The sequence below is a fragment of the Thiomicrospira sp. R3 genome, assembly GCF_029581415.1.
Lineage (GTDB): Bacteria > Pseudomonadota > Gammaproteobacteria > Thiomicrospirales > Thiomicrospiraceae > Thiomicrospira.
This window is the reverse complement of record NZ_CP121121.1, coordinates 1,624,645-1,640,789: the sequence shown is the minus strand read 5'-3', so window position 1 is coordinate 1,640,789 and position 16,145 is coordinate 1,624,645. Positions and strand designations below refer to the sequence as shown.

Below are 16,145 nucleotides of genomic sequence, written 5' to 3'. Positions count from 1 at the left end.
AGGTTTAAATAGTAAAAAAGTGTCGAGCTTGGGTCGCATCTTGCGCTATTTGCGCTTTTAATTGATCCAAGCCGCTGAAGGTCATTTCCGGGCGAATATACGCCTCAAGTATCACTTCGACATGCGCGCCATAGACCATTTTGTCCCAGTCAAATAAATGGACTTCAATCGAAGGACCTTGTCCTTGCACCGTCGGGCGCACCCCAATATTGGCCACACCAGGCCAGGCCTGGTCGTTTAACCCGGCTACCTTTACCGCAAATACACCACTCACCGGCATCTGCAAGCGCTTCGGGTTTAAATTTAGGGTTGGAAAACCCAAGGTGCGCCCTAGTTTTTGACCATGAATCACCCTGCCTTCAAAGCGAAAACCTTGCCCCATTAAGCTTTTCGCCAAAGCAAGATCCGGTTCAGCCAACACATCACGTACACGGGTGCTACTCACCCGCTCACCATTCAAATTAAAAGTTGACATCGCACTCACTTGGCAATCATGCTCTGCACCCCATTGGGTTAAAAACGCAAAGTCGCCTTGACGCTGATAACCAAACCGAAAGTCATCACCAATCACTAGTTGTTTGGCATTAAGCCCCTGACAAAGAATTTGGCGCGCAAAATCCGAGGCATTTAAACGCGAAAACGGGCGGTTAAATGACACACAAAGTAAATAATCGATACCCACTTGGCTCAATACCCGTACTTTTTCACGCAAATTCATTAAACGAACAGGCGCCTGATCTGGTCTAAAAAACTCAATCGGAAAAGGCTCAAACACCATCACCACACTCGGCAAACCTAAGGTTTTAGCCTGATTGATCAGCTTTTCAAGTACACATTGATGGCCTAAATGAACGCCATCAAAATTACCCATGGTGACAACACTGCCCGCCGAAAATCGAGTTTGAAAACGAGCTAAATTATGTAAACCGCGAATCAGTTGCATAGAGTCTATTTGTAGAGTGCAAAATCACAATTATAACGGATTGAATCTTGGATGTAACGCGATCATTCTTTGGCTTTTAACTGGCTAACAAACCGTCTAGGTCTAAATCCAAATAAAATTAAGGTCACTATATACGCCAACATCGCAAAAACAATCAAACTCAACAGCCAAATCACCCGCTGCCAAGCGCTAAAATCCAACCAGGCCTGGTTGTCCGGACTCGCCAAAACCAACACCAACGCCATCACACCTACAGCCGCCAAAACCTGTAAACTAAAACCGCGCCAAGGCGACTGCAAACTAAATACCTGCTGCTTGAGTAAAAAATAATACAACAGCCCCGCATTGAGCATCGCCGAAATCGACGTCGCCAACGCCAAGCCAACATGCGCGAGCGGACCAATCAAAATCAAATTTAAAATAATATTACTCACCAGCGCGACCACCGCGATTTTAACCGGCGTTTTCATTTCCTTACGTGCATAAAACGCAGGCGCAAGCACCTTCACCAAAATAAAACCCAACAAACCCAGCGAATAAGCCATCAAACTCTGGCTCGACATCAGCACGTCAAACGCGCTAAACTCACCATAATAAAACAACGTAACCAATAACGGCTGTGCCAACAACAACAACCCCACCATCGCCGGAACCGCAATCAACATCACCAACTTTAACGCAAAATCCAAATCCTGCTTAAAACCCTCCCAATCCGCATTCGCCGCTTTTTTCGACAAACCAGGCAACACCACCGTCGCCAACGCCACCCCAAACACGCCCAATGGAAACTCCATCAAACGGTCCGAATAATATAACCAAGACACACTGCCCGTGACCAAAAACGACGCCAAAATTGTATCTACCAGCAAATTAATTTGCGCCACCGAAACACCAAACAACGCCGGCAACATCAAACGCTTAACCTCACTGACCCCCGGATCAGATTTGGCGGTCGGAGAAGGCAACAAACCCATTTGCCATAAAAACGGTAAATGGAACATCAACTGCACCACACCCGCCAGCAACACCCCCCAAGCCAGCGCCATCACCGGCTGCTCAAGATGCGGCGCCAACCAAATCGCACAACCGATCATCACCAAATTTAACCAAACCGGCGTAAAAGCCGGCACAGCAAACTTGTTATAGGTATTCATTAAGGCCGAGGACAAGGCCACCAACGAAATTAACATCAGATAAGGAAAGGTGATTTGCAACATCGCGGTGGCGAGTTCAAACTTTTCAGGATCAGAGCGGAAACCTGGCGCAAACACGCTCATCCAAAGCGAGGCACCAAACACGCCAAACAGCGTTAAAAAGAACAGAATCAAACCGAGTCGAAACGCAATCGCACCAACCAAACCCCGAACCGCCTCAATCCCCCGCTTCTCTTTGGTTTCGGCTAACACCGGCACAAACGCTTGAGAAAACGCACCCTCAGCAAACAAACGGCGGAAAAAATTAGGGATTTTAAACGCAACAAAAAACGCATCCGCCCCCGCAGACGCGCCAAAAAACCGCGCAATCACCATATCGCGCACAAACCCCAGCACACGCGAAATCATTGTCATCCCACCGACCGTCGCGGTGGCTTTAATTATTTTTTTCAAACCGACTCAATTAAATTAACAAAAAGAATGCAAATTTTAACAAACAACCAGGCCTGGTTGTAATTGCTTAAAAATATAATGCGTTACTATTTTCACCACGAACTAACGTTGAGGCGCAGATATATAAGATATGGCAGCGTTACTTACACTCGAGAACAGCTCAACTAAACAGCCGAAAAACTACTATTAAGCACCCTACATAATTCAATTAATACTCAAAGCCCTAACAACCTAATCTGACCCGCACTTTAACTAGTATTGATGATTTTTTTTGAGGTACTATTTATATCACGCAACAACAAGCAGTTAACTCGTTAAATCAAGCCATTCCGCATAACCTGTCAAAATAACAGGCTTTGCGGATACAAAAGCTTGAAAAAAACTGAGATACCGAATAACAAGGCAAAAATGACTCATACTAAACCTTATGCAATATAAGAAAGAAAACATGATGGAAAAGCGGGTTGATAAACTTAAGAGAGCGTTCAAAATTCTGTGTCAACTTGGTTGGCTAAATAGCCAATACCTTGTCAAGTCAGGCCTTCAAAGTGAATCGCCAATTGTGACAAGGCAAGGTTCCAGGTTCCGTGATAGCGGTATGGATCGCGTTAGTTAGGCTTTATCGTTTTGATTTAAACGTTCTTTAAGCTCTTTTAAGGATAGTTGGCAACGTTCTGCCACTAACTCTACGGATAGATTAAATTCTTTTATCATTTGGATCGCTTGCTCTAGCTTGCCTTCTAGCTTGCCTTCTAGCTTGCCTAGCTGCTCGCCTTCAGCGAAAATCTCTCTTTTCCAGTTTTCTACGTTTTGTGCCAACATGCTCGGCTCCTTAATGATGAGTTCTACAGGTGTAATGTTAATCGTTGGGTAGTTCTTTTTCAAGTGAACCATTACCCATTTTAATACGGCCATCGCCAGTGCACGTTGGTCGTCACCTAAGCTTTCTAGATAGCGCAGCAGTTTTTGGGTGCTGTGTCTTGCTTGGGCGTATTCGTGGGCTTTTTCAAAGCTAAATATCGTGCTAATGCCGTTAATCACACCATCGATTTGTTCATCGGGGATGCGTTCTTCGTCAATCAGGTAATAACGCAATTGCGGTTGATAGGGTTTTAAATACTCAGGCAGGTTTTTATAGAGTTCGGCCATGTCATGTTTCGCCGTCCATTTTTGTTGTCCGTTGTATAACACCACAGGGAACACGGGTGGCAGGCCTGCTTTTATAGATAAGCGTTGTTGTTTGTTGAGATCGTCATACAGCGCGGCCACATATTGCAAAATCCTCACAGGCATAGACAAATCCACTTCCGATTGAAACTCCAGCAGCAGATAGAGAAAAATGGTCTGCTCTGAGTGCTTTAGCTTTGCCGACCAAACCACATCCGAATCGCGCTTTTTCATCGCCGGAGTAATAAAACTGCCGTTTTCTTTCTTGAGTGAATTAAAATCAAGGTTAGTAACTAGATCTGCAGGCGCAAAGCCCTCAATAAGCTCTTGAACCAGTTCTTTGTGCGAAAAGAGATACTTATAGCCTCGATCATGGCTGTGAGCCATGGAATCAGGTTCAAACCAATCGTCGTCATTTTCTAGCGGGAAGTCATGGTTCTCATTCATTGATATGAAATCCTTGTTTATACAAGACAAAATCTTACCATGAACGGATTTATAGCACCGACCTAATCTGACAGACTCCTAACTTATGGGTTTGACGGCTGTCTACTACAAACTAACAACCAGGCCTGGTTGCTAGTGCTTTAGTCATTTTTTGACTAGGGTTTGGTCTCGTTGTTGTTCGGTTTTCCAGGGCATTAAATCGGGGGTATGGTGCAGGTATTGCAAATAGCGCTCGAAATGGTCGAGGATATCGCTAATTAGTTCTTCTTTTTCATAACCATAGACATCATAAGACTGGTCGCCACGGCGCAAGAACACATCGGCGCGGTAGTAATGACTTTGATCCTTATCTTCATCCTGCGCCATTTCTGGATAGGCAAAACCTGGCATGACATAATCGCTGATGCGCACTTCGTAGATAAATTCAACTTCATTCGCTTTGAATACCTCAATGCGTGACTTAAATTCGCGATTATCAAAATAAACCTCCGCTGGCCAGCCTTGTTGATTTAGCTCTTTTTCCACCTGTATCATGCTCGGATGCACCACCTGGCGCACAAAGGTTTCGACTTCCTCACGTGATGGGTATTTAATCAACTGCGCTAAGCGTTTTTTCCAGGTCCGCGTATGGGCGGGTTTGGAGGATTGCATCGCATTGACTAAACTTAATTCTCGTTTTGTTGCTAGCATTAAGGCACGCCACATACCCAGCATTTTTGTGATACCGACAAGCCTAGCGTAGTGGCGATACCGAAAATCGTGGCGAGTATCGCAAAGCTATCGACCGTATGACCGATCGGGCCATAACTGCGCTCGCCAATCAGCGGGTAGAGTGTTGAGCGAATGGATAAGGGCAGTTGATGACGAAACGCAAAATAGGCCAAACTCAGGCCAACTAAACCATACATCGCCCAAATATAAAACCCCAATGAAAAAATGAAATCACCGTAACAGCGGGTAAAAATACCGGGAGCAATAGGGTTATAGCAACAGGGCTTTGTTTGGGTTTATTTGGGTTTAGCGGGTACTTCAGACATGCATTTTTACCGTTTTTCACAAAAAGCCCTACCTTAACAAAAAACCCACGCCCTATTTCCAGCTTAAGGGCGTTTAAATTCCTTGCCAGATTGAAAAGGATGCAATCGAAAGTGCCCTCACCCTGCGCCGACACATCGGATAACACCCGCTTAAAAACCTTATTCAATCCTTATTGATAGCAAGGAATTTTGACAGTATCCTTGACTATAGGATTAAGCTAACAGGCGCAAATAAAAAGATTGCTTATCAAGGAGAACACATGATGAAGGCCGCTGAGTTAATGGTACGTTGTTTAGAAAACGAAGAAGTCGAATATATTTTCGGTATTCCGGGTGAAGAGAATCTGGATTTAATGGATGCGCTGTTAGATTCACCGATTAAATTTATTCTCACCCGCCATGAACAAGGTGGCGCGTTTATGGCGGATGTCTATGGTCGGCTCACTGGCAAAGCAGGCGTTTGCCTGTCAACGTTGGGGCCGGGTGCGACCAATTTAGTGACGGGCGTGGCCGATGCGAATATGGACCGTGCGCCAGTCGTCGCGATTGCAGGCCAAGCGGCCACCACCCGCCTACACAAAGAAAGCCATCAGGTTTTGGATTTAGTAAATCTATTCCAACCCATTACCAAATACAGCACCCAAATTCTTAGCCCTGATATTATTCCAGAAGTCATTCGCAAGGCCTTTAAAGTTGCACAAATGGAAAAACCCGGTTGTAGTTTTATTGATTTTCCAGAAAACATTGCGGAAATGCAAATTGATAAAAAACCACTAAAACGCCAAAGCCCAAGCCTCCCCGCGCCTAATGCCGAAAAAGCACGCCAAGCCGCCGACATCATTTCTAATGCACAGCACCCGGTTATTATCGCTGGCAATGGTGTTATTCGCGCCAAAGCAACGAATGCACTGGTTGAATTCGCCGCTAAGCTCAATATCCCTGTCGCGACCACCTTTATGGCTAAAGGGGTTATCCCCTGTCGGCATGAGCTCTCGATCGGCACCATTGGTTTACAAGCCCATGACTATATCGCCTGTGGGGTAGATCGTGCCGATGTAGTAATTTGCGTGGGTTACGACATTGTCGAGTATCACCCTTATCTGTGGAATCAAAACCCAAATTGTAAAATCATCCATATCGATACCCAGCCTGCCGAAGTGGATGAATACTATATTGTTGAAGCCGGTGTGTTGGGGGATATTGGCCGCAGCTTAGAAAGTATCGCGGCCATCGCGCACCGCCAAGAAGACAACGGCATAGGTAATCTAAAACAACTTATTGAATACGAATTTCATCAGCATGATGAAGACCAAGCTTTCCCTGTCAAACCCCAAAAAATCATCCATGATTTACGGTCAGCTTTAGCCGATGAAGACATTGTGGTTTGTGACGTGGGCGCGCATAAAATGTGGATGGCGCGGATGTACAGCGCCCAAGCGCCCAATACCTGTATTATTTCCAATGGCTTTGCGTCAATGGGCATTGCCCTTCCGGGTGCAATTGCCGCTAAACTCGCGCAACCCGAACAGGTTGCCGTAGCGGTTACCGGTGATGCGGGGTTTTTAATGAACTGCCAGGAAATTGAAACCGCCGTGCGGCTGAAACTTGCACTGATTGTTTTGGTATGGAATGACCAAGAATATGGCTTAATCAAATGGAAACAAATGAATCAATTTGGCCGCGAAAGCCATATCCAATTTGCCAACCCAGACTTTATAAAATTTGCTGAATCTTTTGGTGCCAAAGGCTATCGAATCAACCATACCGATGAACTGCTGCCGACATTGAAGCAAGCCATCGCTGATAACTGTGTGGTGATCATTGACTGCCCAGTCGATTATTCCGAAAACCTAAAGCTAACCGAACAACTCGGCCAAATGATTTGCCCGACATAAAGCAATCATTATCATTATTGGTTAATATCGACAAGCCAACCCTGCTGCAACAAATTGCGCCCTAACAATACAGGGTAATGCAGGTGGCTGCGGTCGGTTAAACTGAACTCAAGCCTATAAGCGTGTTGCTGAACCTCGACAACCAAAGCCACGACTGGGCGGCTAACCGGTTCAGGGTGATTAGCTTGCTTGATTTCAGCAAACCGCGCCACTGGGGCTTCGACCTTAACCTCATTCGATAAATTTGGATGGACTATTTCAAAACGCACCCAGTTTTCGCCTTCCAACCTAAACATTTCAATATTACGCGCACTAAGCGATGAAGTCTGCGCTCCCGTATCAACCCTTGCGCTCAATACCAAATTGAGCTCAGTAAAATACACCGGCTCAATCGCCGAGAGGGTTTTAGCTGACTCAGAGCCATACCATACCACCACTCCACTTAACAACACCCCCGCCATAAAGACCAATAGCAGTGTTAGAACATGCTTAGCCGTTTTGTATTGAATCATCACAGCCCCTAGAAATGCAAAAAGCCCCCGCTTTAAGCTAAAAGCGAGGGCCTTAAATATTTAAGCAAAAATTAATCGGTTAAGATTAAGCCATTGCTTTAATACGTGCGTTGATACGGCTTTTTGAACGTGCTGCCTTGTTCTTTTCGATTAGGCCTTTACGCGCCATACCGTCAAGTTTAGACTGCGCTGCGCGGAACGCAACATTTGCTTGCTCTTTATCGCCAGACTCAATCGCGGCTAATACTTTTTTTACCGAAGTACGCATTGCAGAACGTTGAGACGCGTTAAGTTGACGACGTTTCTCGGCTTGTTTAGCGCGTTTTAAAGCTTGAACTGAATTGGCCACAATAACTCTCCAAAATTTTTAAAATCTAAAGTAACCCGGGTTTTACACCTTGTCAGATTCACAAGACAGCCGGTCAATTACCATAGGGTTTGAGCAGGATGGGCAAGATTATACAGGCTTATACTATAAGTTCAAGAGTTTGTTAAAAAAATGCCTTATTATTCCCGATGATACGGATGATTTTGTAACACAGACCAAGCGCGATAAATCTGCTCCGCAATTAACACACGAACCAAGGGGTGTGGTAAGGTCAGTTTGGATAAGCTCCAACACCAATCCGCTTGTTTAATAATACTCGCATCTAAGCCATCAGGGCCGCCGACCACCAACGCCACGTCCTGTCCTCGCGCCAACCAATCATCCAAGCGATTTGACAATTGTAAAGTTGTCGGCTGTTGGCCGTGCTCATCTAACACAATAAGACGACTACCTTTTGGAACCGCCAGTTGAATACGTTTAGCTTCTTCAAGCTTATTTTGTTCAACCGAGCTGGTTTTACCGCGCTGCGCCATCGGTAATTCAATTAAATTTAATGCACAGGATTTGGGCAGCCGCTTGGCATATTGCGCATAACCTTCCTGCACCCATTTAGGCATTTTCTGTCCGACAACAATAAAATGAATCTGCATCGTTTAAACCACGTCTTTATGCTCAAAATTGGGCAGATGATTACTCACCTGCTTCTGAAGCATTTTTCGGTTCAGCAGGACGTGATTTCATATCCCAAAGCTTTTCCAACGCATAATAAGCGCGTGCATTCTCTGTCATCACATGCACAATTAGGTTGCCATGATCAATCAATGCCCAATCGGGTTCCGGCCCGGTTTCACTGCCTAAACTAGGATCACCCGCTTCTTTAAACGCCTGATCAACCATGCTGGCTAGCGCACGAACATGGGTACTTGATGTGCCGGTTGCTACAATCATACAATCTGTAAAGTTCGATATGCCCGCAACATCCAACACTTGAATATCACGTGCTTTACCATCGTCGAGGGTTTTTGACGCAAGGTCTTTTAATTGCTCTAAATCCATTTAGTTCCCTTATTAAAAATTATCTGTAAAGTTGCTGCTGCTTAATAACATCAATGACCCCTGCAGGGGTTAAAAACGCGATAGGCTCATCTTTTTTAACCAAAGCGCGAATGCGTGTTGAGCTCACATTCAACTGTGTCACTTCAACCTCGATAATCTGACCGTTCGATGCTGTCAACGTTGAAGTTAAACGCTGCGCTAACAAGGCCGATAATGCTTCAGTTTCCGGCAAGATCTCACCCGGGCGATGCATCACCGCTATATTGGCTAAGTTTAGAATGCCTTGCCAGTCATGCCAACTCAAAAACTTACTAAATGCATCCATCCCCATAAGTAAAACAAGGCCATGATCGTTAAAGCGCGTTTTTAATTGTCGAAGCGTATCCACCGTATAGGATGGGCCTTGACGATCAATTTCACAGCGTTCTAATTCAAAGCCGGGTTGTGAACCTATCGCGGCTTGAAGCATTTGACAGCGAAGTTCTGATGAGCCCTGAGGTTGGTCGCGGTGAACTGGCTGATAACAAGGTACAAACCTAACCTGTGATAAACCAAGTTGATGCATGGCATCCAGCGCTGGGCGCAAATGACCATAATGAACGGGATCAAAGGTGCCACCATAAATGCCGATTCGACTTTTTTTCTCTTGACCAGGCCTGGTTAAAGTCACACATTTCCTTTTTGAAGTGTTATTCTTGAAGCAATTTTAACGCATTATACCTGATTCCGAATCGATGTTAATTAGCAAACCCCACCACCCAGGGTCGATTTATCTTGCACAGCATAATACAAAGTTTGGCAAGATCAGTTTACTCATGGCGAATCATCAACTTCTGCGTTGTAGCTTTGGATGGCTAGACCTGCCCTACCCTAAGGCTTCGACACAGCAGAGTTTGTGGCTTGCTGAACAGATAGGCGAGCCGATAAAGCCCGACCAGCCAAACCTAACCTTGGCGCCTCAAGGCACTGAATTTCAAATCCGGGTTTGGCAATCACTTTTAAATTTACCTTATGGCGAAACCCGAAGTTACCAAGCCCTTGCTGATTCAATCGGGCAACCCAAAGCGGCAAGAGCGGTTGCCAACGCCGTTGCAGCAAACCCTATCGCATGGTTTATACCCTGCCACCGCGTGATACGCAGTAATGGCGAAGTCGGCGGTTTTGCCTGGGGCATAGCCTTAAAAAAACAATTACTTGACGCTGAAAAACTAGCCTTGCAGCCAAATTAAACTGGCCATTCGACCCGTTTGGCCGTCACGCCGATAAGAATAAAATCGTGAAGCCTCTGCAAAGCTACACATACCAGATAGGTATACCTGCGTAACGCCCAATGCATTGAGTTGCTGCTTTGCTAAGCCCGGCAAATCGGCTTTAAATTTAGCGTCATGCAAGGAGACTGTTTTAAAAAAACGGCGGTTTACTGCGTTATCTGCGCAAAACACATCCCAAACATCCTGCCCTACTTCAAAATAGTCCTGTGAGATAGCAGGCCCTATCCAGGCAATCATATTCTCGGGCCTGTCGGGTAAAACCGAGAGGGTTTGTTCAATAACGCCATGGGCTAAACCACGCCAACCTGCATGAACCGCAGCGACTAAACGGGCTGATTGACTGGTTAACAGAATGGGTAAACAATCGGCTGTCATCACCGCACAAACTTGATTTGGCTGATCACTCCAAACCGCATCCGCGACGCGTTTTGTTAAGCAGGCCTGGTTAAAATGCACAACCCGCGAGGTGTGCTGCTGATCCAACCAAGCCAACTGAACATCGCTAGGCAAGGCCGATTGAAGCAATAAACGATTTTGCACCACCCCATCCAGCGAGTCGCCAGCATGCTCCGCCAGATTAAAGCTGGCATAGGGCGCAAGGCTTCGCCCGCCAACACGGGTGGTTGTCAAGGCTTTAACCGAGGTCGGTACCGACCAACTCGGCTCAATAATCGGGAATATCATCATCCGTTACCCATTCGACTTCAACATCATAATCATAATCAAGTTCGTCGTAGGCGTTATTTCTATTGGCAATAAAATCCACCTGGTCGTCACGCAAAATATCAATCAACAAAGCCATATCATCAGGAATGGGCGCCTTCCATTTCATGATTTTTCCGGTTTTAGGATGGACCAGGCTCAACACGCCAGCGTGTAACGCTTGGCGCTTAAAGTTTTGTAACAACTCAACAAACTCGGGCATCATTTTCTGAGGGATTCTGAGGCGTTGACCGTAAACGGGATCGCCTAATAATGGAAAACCTAAATAAGCCATGTGCACCCTAATTTGGTGCGTACGCCCGGTTTCTAAGCTGACTTTTACATGGGTATGCGCGCGGAACTTTTCTATCACACGATAATGACTGGTGGCGTCTTTGCCGCCAGTAACACGTACCGCCATTTTCTTACGATCATTAATATGTCGTCCTATTGGCTTACTAATGGTGCCGCCCGAAATCATATTACCCACCACCAGCGCATCATAAACACGCTCAACATCATGGCGCTGTAGCTGATCCACCAAATGAGTTTGGGCTTGCAAGTCTTTTGCAACCACCATCAAGCCCGATGTATCCTTGTCCAGGCGATGCACAATCCCGGCACGTGGCACTTCACGCAACTTAGGCGCATAATGGAGCAGTGCATTCATTAACGTGCCATCCGGATTACCCGCACCAGGGTGAACCACCAGGCCTGCTGGTTTGTTTAATACAATAATGGTTTCGTCTTCATACACCACATCTAATGCAATCGACTGAGCAGCAATATCGGTTTCATCTTCCAGCAACGCCTCAAGCTTAACCCACTCACCGCCCAATATCGTGTGGCGAGATTTGGTCACCACAACCCCATCCACCTTAACCAAACCCTGTTTTAACCAGGCTTGCAGGCGACTACGTGAATAATCGGGAAAAGCTTGGGCAAGCACCGCATCCAGTCTTGCACCCATTTGATCATGTGAAATTTTTGCAGACAAACTTTGACTACTCAAGCGACGTTCCTTAATCTGTGATAATATTAAAAAATAATTTTACTATTGTAACCGAGAAATCATGTTAAAAATTCTTTCAATTATCTTGATATTGAGTATGGCAACGGGCTGTTCGTCTATTTTCAAAAAACCTGAATCGGAATGGACGGTTGAGGAGTTTTATCAAAAAGCAAAAGGCGAATTTGATAAAGGTCAATGGAAAATGGCGATAGAGTACTATGAGAAACTCAAAGCTAACTACCCCTATGGCGACCATGCTGAGCAAGCTTACCTTGAACTGGCTTATGCCTATTACCGTTACGATGAACCGCTTTCAGCTATACGTGAACTTGACGAGTTTATTCGCATCTATCCGCGCCACCCTGAACTCGCCTATGCGCACTACCTAAAAGCCGTCGCGTCGGATTCGCTTAACCGCAGCTGGCTAGATAGGTTCATTACAGACCCCGCACAACGTGATGCCAAATCTGCACTTGAGGCTTATCGCGCTTACCAGCAGGTAATCCAACGCTTCCCTGACAGTCAGTATGCCAAAGCCTCTCAATCAAGACTGATTGTTTTAACCAATCAACTCGCCAGACGTGAAATGAAAATTGCCAACTATTACTACAGCCGTGGTGCTTACTTGGCTGCAGCGAATCGCGCAACAGCGGTTATCGAACACTATCCACGATCACAATCGAATAGGGCTGCGCTAAAGCTAATGCATTCTGCCTATACAAAACTAGGCATGGAAGGCAATGCACAGACCATCCAGGCCATTATTGACAAAAACAGCTAAATCCCAAATCGGTGCACCAGATCCAAAATGGTGCGCCACTACCGTATAAAACGCATACACCCTCTAAAATCATTTAAAAGCCATTTAAACACCTGTTTAATTTATATTTTTTATCATCGGCTTGTTAAATGTTTAAAAACAAAAACCTATTTAGCGCCTGCACACAAGGGTGATGCTGGCACAGATTGATTTTTCTGCCACTCATCAGGGGTATGAGTGTGCAAAGCAAGCGCATGCACCTTTGTCATCTGATATGCCAACACCTTATACACAGCCTGGTGACGCTTAACACGACTTAAACCATCAAAGACGGCTGACACCAACACCAACTTAAAATGCGACTCTGTTGCTGGCCCAGCATGCCTATCACTCTCATTATCTAACTTTAAATACACCGGGTTAAACGCCTGGTGAACCTGCTCTTCAATTTGCTGTTGCATACTCATTTTTTACTCTCCAAAGCTTGTGCCTGCTGGGCTAACAACATATCCAGCTTGCGATTTAATTCTGCAACCTGATTATCTATATTTTTCATCCGTTGCTCCTCACTGATTTCAAGATCAATTAAACCCTGTTCAAGGCTTTTCCTATGCTCTTCTTCAAGAACGGAAACCACAACACCTATCATCATATTAAGGAAAATAAAGGTCGACATAAAGATAAAGGTTAAATAATACATCCAACTCCACGGATAGATTTCCATAGTTTCATACATTACATCAGTCCAGTCCTCAAACGTCGCAACACGGAATAACGTGAGCAAGGCCGCACCTAAATCCCCCCATAAGAAGTCGTTGATTGAAGCAAACAAGAAACTACCAATAACCGCATACAGGTAAAAAATAACAAACATTAACAAGGCCACGTAACCTATTCGCGGAATAGCGATGAGCAACGCATTCACCAGCACCCGCATCTCTGGAATAAATGAGATTAAACGCAATACACGGAACAAACGTAACATCCTAGCGATCAGCGCATATTCGGAATCTTCAATCGGAATTAAACTAACAACAACAATCGTAAAATCAAAAACGTTCCAGCCTTTTTTAAAGAAGTCGCGAAAGCGGTCTTCGGCGGCCATTCGCAGCAGAATTTCCATTAAGAAAAACAATGTAACCGCCACATCCATTACCGCAATCACCCCCAACACCCCTTGCGGAATATCATAGGTACGCGCACCAATTACAATGGATGAAACCACAATCACACTAATAACAAACCACTCAAAAGCCTTGTTATCACGAACCAACTTAAAATTATGCTGAAGTTTGGCCCAAGAACCTCTTAACTGTCCACTCATCCTATTCTCTCTGTTTGCTTGTACTATTAAAAAACCAAAACTGGCGCTATTGTACTTAAATCCTTGTATTGCTTTTATTGCAAAGCAAAATAAATTAAATTAAATTTTTGCTAGAATAGGGTTCATTTTTTTACTTTCAAGAGGACAACACTATGTCAACCATTACCGTTATTGGACAAGGAACCTGTGAGTTTGACGGCCAGTTTTCAATGCTTGAAGCATTAGACGAACAAGGATTTGATATGCCTTATAGCTGCCGCGGTGGGAACTGTGGTGCGTGTGAAGTAAAACTTATTTCAGGTCAAGTAGACGAAATTCAAATGCCTGCTTATGATTGTGATAAAGGCTATATCTTAACCTGTAGCGTGATTCCACTCACTGATGTTGAAATTGAAATTCCTTAACTTGCACCAAAATAATCAAAACCTCACAAACAAGGTGCATAACAAACCTGTTAAAACCTACAACCCTATTTCATTTTTTATAAGAAACTTAATTTAAAAACAACAGGTTAAAAAGAATAAGCCCTAATTAATAAATCTGGCACGATTTGCGCTTTAACTTAACCAACAATCAGGCATCTGATTAAAACATAAAACAACACAGTAACGAAGGATAAGCTTATGTCTGCACAAGCAATAGTCGACCTAATCAAAGAAAATGAAATCAAATGGGCGGATTTACGCTTTACCGATACCATTGGTAAAGAACAACACGTAACCATCCCTGCGGCCGATGTGGATGATGAGTTTTTTGAAGATGGTCAAAGCTTCGATGGCTCATCTATTCGCGGATGGAAAGGCATCCAAAGCTCTGATATGGTGCTTATGCCACAAACTGATGGTTATTTTATTGATCCTTTCTTTAATGACCCAACTATCGTTATCCGCTGCATGATTGTTGAACCTTCAACCTTAGAACCTTACGAAAAAGACCCGCGTGGTATTTCTAAAAAAGCTGAAGTTTATTTACAGTCTACCGGTATCGCCGACACCGCGTTCTTCGGCCCAGAGCCTGAGTTTTTCATTTTTGACGACGTGCGCTGGGGCGCAGACATGTCGGGTTGTTTCGTCAAAATTGATGGTGAAGAAGCCGCATGGAACTCTGAAAAAGTCTATGAAGGCGGTAACATGGGTCACCGTCCAAAAGTTAAAGGCGGCTACTTCCCAGTGCCACCAGTTGACCAACTTCACGAAGTTCGCGCCGACATTTGCGCGATGGCAGAAGCCATGGGGCTTAAGGTAGAAGCTCACCACCACGAAGTGGCGAACAATGGTCAGTGCGAGCTAGCCGTAGCAGGTAACACCCTAACAGCTAAAGCCGACGAAGTTCAAATTTTAAAATATGCCGTACACAACACCTGTCATTCGTTAAACAAAACCGCTACCTTCATGGCTAAGCCAGTTGTTGGTGACAATGGTTCAGGTATGCATATTAACCAGTCGTTATCTAAAAATGGCAAAAACATCTTCGCTGGGGATGTTTATGCCGGTCTTTCGCAAGAAGCGATTTGGTATATCGGTGGGCTAATGAAACACGCCCGTGCTTTGAATGCATTCACCAACCCTGGTACGAACTCGTATAAGCGCTTGGTTCCTGGCTTCGAAGCGCCGATTTTATTGGCTTACTCGGGTTCAAACCGTTCTGCTTCGATTCGTATACCCTACGCACCGTCTGAGCGCGCGCGTCGGGTTGAATTACGCTTCCCCGATCCAACCGCCAACCCATACCTAGCGTTTTCAGCTTGTTTGATGGCGGGTCTTGACGGCATTATTAACAAAATTGATCCAGGTGCACCTGCTGAGAAAAACATGTATGACCTGCCTCCTGAAGAAGAAGCTACCTACACCACATTGTGTGCCTCTTTAGAAGAAGCACTTGAAGAATTAGGCAAAGATCGCGAGTTCTTAAAAGCCGGTGGCGTATTTACAGATGATGTTATCGATTCATACATCAAACTAAAAATGGAAGAAGTAACCCGCATGCGTGCCACTACACACCCGATTGAGTTTGATATGTACTATTCTGCATAAGTATGACCTTGGTTTACAAAAATCCGCTTCGGCGGTTTTTTTATCTGTGGC

The 16,145-nt window shown here is 44.9% G+C and carries 19 protein-coding genes; 5 read left to right on the top strand and 14 right to left on the bottom strand.

Features of this window, described 5'->3' with window-relative positions; genetic code table 11:
* Nucleotides 1–4: 4 nt before the first annotated feature.
* The 5 genes from ribF to P8S55_RS08305 all read right to left on the bottom strand — a co-directional run bounded on the left by ribF (nucleotide 5) and on the right by P8S55_RS08305 (nucleotide 5,093).
* On the bottom strand, nucleotides 5–943 hold the full coding sequence (gene ribF, locus P8S55_RS08325) for a bifunctional riboflavin kinase/FAD synthetase (RefSeq protein ID WP_289223758.1): 939 nt from the start codon (nucleotides 941–943) through the stop codon (nucleotides 5–7).
* 62 nt (nucleotides 944–1,005) lie between these two features.
* Nucleotides 1,006–2,550 (bottom strand): murein biosynthesis integral membrane protein MurJ, encoded by a 1,545-nt coding sequence (gene murJ / locus P8S55_RS08320; protein WP_289223757.1) that lies wholly within the window; start codon nucleotides 2,548–2,550, stop codon nucleotides 1,006–1,008.
* A gap of 612 nt (nucleotides 2,551–3,162) precedes the next feature.
* Nucleotides 3,163–4,164 (bottom strand): Rpn family recombination-promoting nuclease/putative transposase, encoded by a 1,002-nt coding sequence (locus tag P8S55_RS08315; protein WP_289223756.1) that lies wholly within the window; start codon nucleotides 4,162–4,164, stop codon nucleotides 3,163–3,165.
* Between the two features lie 144 nt (nucleotides 4,165–4,308).
* The gene (locus P8S55_RS08310) at nucleotides 4,309–4,854 is read right to left on the bottom strand and encodes a hypothetical protein (protein ID WP_289223755.1); all 546 of its coding nucleotides are present in this window, start codon (nucleotides 4,852–4,854) and stop codon (nucleotides 4,309–4,311) included.
* The gene (locus P8S55_RS08305; RefSeq protein WP_289223754.1) at nucleotides 4,854–5,093 is read right to left on the bottom strand and encodes a BCCT family transporter; all 240 of its coding nucleotides are present in this window, start codon (nucleotides 5,091–5,093) and stop codon (nucleotides 4,854–4,856) included. The genes P8S55_RS08310 and P8S55_RS08305 overlap by 1 nt, the downstream gene beginning before the upstream one ends.
* A gap of 371 nt (nucleotides 5,094–5,464) precedes the next feature.
* Between P8S55_RS08305 and P8S55_RS08300 the strand changes: the two genes are divergently transcribed.
* Nucleotides 5,465–7,096 (top strand): acetolactate synthase large subunit, encoded by a 1,632-nt coding sequence (locus tag P8S55_RS08300; protein ID WP_289225322.1) that lies wholly within the window; start codon nucleotides 5,465–5,467, stop codon nucleotides 7,094–7,096.
* A 14-nt stretch (nucleotides 7,097–7,110) separates the two neighbouring features.
* On the opposite strand, the gene P8S55_RS08295 is transcribed toward P8S55_RS08300, so the two are convergent.
* The 5 genes from P8S55_RS08295 to nadD all read right to left on the bottom strand — a co-directional run bounded on the left by P8S55_RS08295 (nucleotide 7,111) and on the right by nadD (nucleotide 9,662).
* Nucleotides 7,111–7,608: an ATP-dependent zinc protease family protein gene (locus P8S55_RS08295; RefSeq protein WP_289223753.1), complete on the bottom strand. Its 498-nt coding sequence runs from the start codon at nucleotides 7,606–7,608 to the stop codon at nucleotides 7,111–7,113.
* Between the two features lie 85 nt (nucleotides 7,609–7,693).
* Complete coding sequence (gene rpsT / locus P8S55_RS08290) at nucleotides 7,694–7,957, bottom strand: 30S ribosomal protein S20 (protein ID WP_289223752.1); 264 nt, start codon at nucleotides 7,955–7,957, stop codon at nucleotides 7,694–7,696.
* Nucleotides 7,958–8,115: 158 nt separating this feature from the next.
* Nucleotides 8,116–8,586, bottom strand: coding sequence for a 23S rRNA (pseudouridine(1915)-N(3))-methyltransferase RlmH (rlmH, locus tag P8S55_RS08285; protein ID WP_289223751.1), 471 nt, complete (start codon nucleotides 8,584–8,586; stop codon nucleotides 8,116–8,118).
* Between the two features lie 40 nt (nucleotides 8,587–8,626).
* Nucleotides 8,627–8,992, bottom strand: coding sequence for a ribosome silencing factor (gene rsfS, locus P8S55_RS08280; RefSeq protein ID WP_289223750.1), 366 nt, complete (start codon nucleotides 8,990–8,992; stop codon nucleotides 8,627–8,629).
* A 19-nt stretch (nucleotides 8,993–9,011) separates the two neighbouring features.
* Nucleotides 9,012–9,662, bottom strand: coding sequence for a nicotinate-nucleotide adenylyltransferase (gene nadD / locus P8S55_RS08275; protein ID WP_289223749.1), 651 nt, complete (start codon nucleotides 9,660–9,662; stop codon nucleotides 9,012–9,014).
* Nucleotides 9,663–9,726: 64 nt separating this feature from the next.
* On the opposite strand from nadD, the gene P8S55_RS08270 reads away from it, so the two are divergent.
* Nucleotides 9,727–10,221: a methylated-DNA--[protein]-cysteine S-methyltransferase gene (locus P8S55_RS08270; RefSeq protein WP_289223748.1), complete on the top strand. Its 495-nt coding sequence runs from the start codon at nucleotides 9,727–9,729 to the stop codon at nucleotides 10,219–10,221.
* Here the strand turns inward: P8S55_RS08270 and pgeF are convergent.
* A complete protein-coding gene (gene pgeF / locus P8S55_RS08265; protein ID WP_289223747.1) occupies nucleotides 10,201–10,950 on the bottom strand; it encodes a peptidoglycan editing factor PgeF in 750 nt (249 codons plus the stop codon). The genes P8S55_RS08270 and pgeF overlap by 21 nt on opposite strands.
* Complete coding sequence (rluD, locus tag P8S55_RS08260) at nucleotides 10,928–11,977, bottom strand: 23S rRNA pseudouridine(1911/1915/1917) synthase RluD (RefSeq protein ID WP_289223746.1); 1,050 nt, start codon at nucleotides 11,975–11,977, stop codon at nucleotides 10,928–10,930. The genes pgeF and rluD overlap by 23 nt, the downstream gene beginning before the upstream one ends.
* A gap of 61 nt (nucleotides 11,978–12,038) precedes the next feature.
* Here rluD and P8S55_RS08255 point away from each other — a divergent pair, with 61 nt between their 5' ends.
* Complete coding sequence (locus P8S55_RS08255) at nucleotides 12,039–12,758, top strand: outer membrane protein assembly factor BamD (RefSeq protein ID WP_289223745.1); 720 nt, start codon at nucleotides 12,039–12,041, stop codon at nucleotides 12,756–12,758.
* A 146-nt stretch (nucleotides 12,759–12,904) separates the two neighbouring features.
* On the opposite strand, the gene P8S55_RS08250 is transcribed toward P8S55_RS08255, so the two are convergent.
* Both P8S55_RS08250 and P8S55_RS08245 read right to left on the bottom strand, forming a co-directional pair.
* A complete protein-coding gene (locus P8S55_RS08250; RefSeq protein ID WP_289223744.1) occupies nucleotides 12,905–13,204 on the bottom strand; it encodes a BolA family protein in 300 nt (99 codons plus the stop codon).
* Complete coding sequence (locus tag P8S55_RS08245) at nucleotides 13,201–14,061, bottom strand: ion transporter (RefSeq protein ID WP_289223743.1); 861 nt, start codon at nucleotides 14,059–14,061, stop codon at nucleotides 13,201–13,203. The genes P8S55_RS08250 and P8S55_RS08245 overlap by 4 nt, the downstream gene beginning before the upstream one ends.
* Nucleotides 14,062–14,213: 152 nt before the next feature.
* On the opposite strand from P8S55_RS08245, the gene P8S55_RS08240 reads away from it, so the two are divergent.
* Together P8S55_RS08240 and glnA are read left to right on the top strand one after the other, a co-directional pair.
* The gene (locus P8S55_RS08240) at nucleotides 14,214–14,465 is read left to right on the top strand and encodes a 2Fe-2S iron-sulfur cluster-binding protein (protein WP_289223742.1); all 252 of its coding nucleotides are present in this window, start codon (nucleotides 14,214–14,216) and stop codon (nucleotides 14,463–14,465) included.
* Nucleotides 14,466–14,684: 219 nt separating this feature from the next.
* On the top strand, nucleotides 14,685–16,094 hold the full coding sequence (glnA, locus tag P8S55_RS08235) for a type I glutamate--ammonia ligase (protein ID WP_289223741.1): 1,410 nt from the start codon (nucleotides 14,685–14,687) through the stop codon (nucleotides 16,092–16,094).
* Nucleotides 16,095–16,145: the final 51 nt, after the last annotated feature.

What these genes read in the sequence shown, in the direction of transcription:
- P8S55_RS08255 (WP_289223745.1), top strand. Translation starts at nt 12,039, where the DNA reads ATGTTAAAAATTCTTTCAATTATCTTGATATTGAGTATGGCAACGGGC.
- P8S55_RS08310 (WP_289223755.1), bottom strand. Translation starts at nt 4,854, where the DNA reads ATGCTAGCAACAAAACGAGAATTAAGTTTAGTCAATGCGATGCAATCC.
- P8S55_RS08245 (WP_289223743.1), bottom strand. Translation starts at nt 14,061, where the DNA reads ATGAGTGGACAGTTAAGAGGTTCTTGGGCCAAACTTCAGCATAATTTT.
- rlmH (WP_289223751.1), bottom strand. Translation starts at nt 8,586, where the DNA reads ATGCAGATTCATTTTATTGTTGTCGGACAGAAAATGCCTAAATGGGTG.
- rsfS (WP_289223750.1), bottom strand. Translation starts at nt 8,992, where the DNA reads ATGGATTTAGAGCAATTAAAAGACCTTGCGTCAAAAACCCTCGACGAT.
- P8S55_RS08240 (WP_289223742.1), top strand. Translation starts at nt 14,214, where the DNA reads ATGTCAACCATTACCGTTATTGGACAAGGAACCTGTGAGTTTGACGGC.
- ribF (WP_289223758.1), bottom strand. Translation starts at nt 943, where the DNA reads ATGCAACTGATTCGCGGTTTACATAATTTAGCTCGTTTTCAAACTCGA.
- P8S55_RS08295 (WP_289223753.1), bottom strand. Translation starts at nt 7,608, where the DNA reads ATGATTCAATACAAAACGGCTAAGCATGTTCTAACACTGCTATTGGTC.
- P8S55_RS08270 (WP_289223748.1), top strand. Translation starts at nt 9,727, where the DNA reads ATGTTAATTAGCAAACCCCACCACCCAGGGTCGATTTATCTTGCACAG.
- pgeF (WP_289223747.1), bottom strand. Translation starts at nt 10,950, where the DNA reads ATGATGATATTCCCGATTATTGAGCCGAGTTGGTCGGTACCGACCTCG.
- glnA (WP_289223741.1), top strand. Translation starts at nt 14,685, where the DNA reads ATGTCTGCACAAGCAATAGTCGACCTAATCAAAGAAAATGAAATCAAA.
- P8S55_RS08315 (WP_289223756.1), bottom strand. Translation starts at nt 4,164, where the DNA reads ATGAATGAGAACCATGACTTCCCGCTAGAAAATGACGACGATTGGTTT.
- P8S55_RS08250 (WP_289223744.1), bottom strand. Translation starts at nt 13,204, where the DNA reads ATGAGTATGCAACAGCAAATTGAAGAGCAGGTTCACCAGGCGTTTAAC.
- P8S55_RS08300 (WP_289225322.1), top strand. Translation starts at nt 5,465, where the DNA reads ATGAAGGCCGCTGAGTTAATGGTACGTTGTTTAGAAAACGAAGAAGTC.